The following is a 1,151-nucleotide window of genomic DNA, read 5'->3' on the forward strand; positions in this document are numbered from 1 at the left end:
CGAGGAGGGAGGCGCGGCGCTCGCGCGCAGCCGTGCGGAGGCGGTCCTGGACATGGTCCAGGCCGGGTGTCGTCGTCGACATGGTGGTCTCCGGAGGGCTAGTGGCGCGAGATGCCGGGGGCGAGGTCCCTCGCCTGGAGGATCGTGCGGCAGAGCTTCTGCAGCGTCCGCAGAGAGCCCCCCTGGCCCCATGCCTCCTCCAGGGCCCGGTACTCGACGTCGTCGAGCACGCCCCACGCCTCGTCGAGGCCCAGGTCCCGGCAGGCCGCGCGGGCGAACTGAGGGGCGAGGATCGGCAGGTGTTCGGGCAGCGGCGTGCCGACCGGGATGATCCTGCACCTGTCCTGAAGGACGTGGGGCACCCGATTGATGTCGTTCACCGTGATGATGAACTGCACCGGCGTCAGGTCGATGGGAGCCTGGACATAGCTGTCGTACCAGGCCGAGGCCGTGCTCCTCTCCAGCATCGAGGTTAACGCGTCGGTAAGCTTCCCCGTGTTGCTGTCCCTGGACCCGCCGGCCTTATCGAGCTCGTCGACGTGGCAGATGATGCTCGCGACCGACGAGCGCAGCAGGCTCGCCAAGACGTAGGACGGGTGAGCGGTGCTGTAGCGCGATGACGTCGAGCCGAAGCTGGCGTCCTGGGCCGCGTCGGCGTTGAAGCGGAAAACCGGCCGCCCGGTCTCCTGCCCGAGCACGCGGACGTACTCGGTCTTGGCCGTGCCCGGGTCCCCCCACAGGATCACGGGGTCCCAGCCCCAGTGCCCCCTCGCGGCATACGTGACCATAGCCTTCGCCGCGACGTGCATGTGCGGCAGGCGCGCCAGGATGCGCTCGACGATGGGTCGCCTGTCGTCGGGCACCGCGACGAGCGGCAGGTCCTTGTTCAGGATGGGTTCGACCGTGCGCTCGACGTCGCGGCGCATGTCCGACCGGCCGACCTCGCCGACCCTCCGCAGGACGATGACGTGGCCGGGCTTGGCCGCGCGGTCCGGATCGGCCGCGGCGGCCTTGGCGACCGGCTCGGCCCTGGGGCGCGGCCGCGGCAGGGGAGCCTGGCGCCAGCGCACGATGCCGGCACGGTCCTCCTCCAGGTCGAGCCGCTCCTCCTCGTCGAGGGGCGCGACCGCCGTCTTCGCGGCCGGCACGAT

1 protein-coding gene is annotated in these 1,151 nt (G+C 71.3%); it reads right to left on the reverse strand.

The annotated features are described in order from the left end of the window. Positions 1-98 precede the first annotated feature (98 nt). A partial coding sequence (locus tag ABZT49_RS33890; protein ID WP_355292963.1) for an AAA family ATPase occupies positions 99-1,151 on the reverse strand: 1,053 nt, incomplete at its 5' end.

It is taken from the genome of Methylobacterium sp. EM32, assembly GCF_040593685.1.
Taxonomy (GTDB): domain Bacteria; phylum Pseudomonadota; class Alphaproteobacteria; order Rhizobiales; family Beijerinckiaceae; genus Methylobacterium.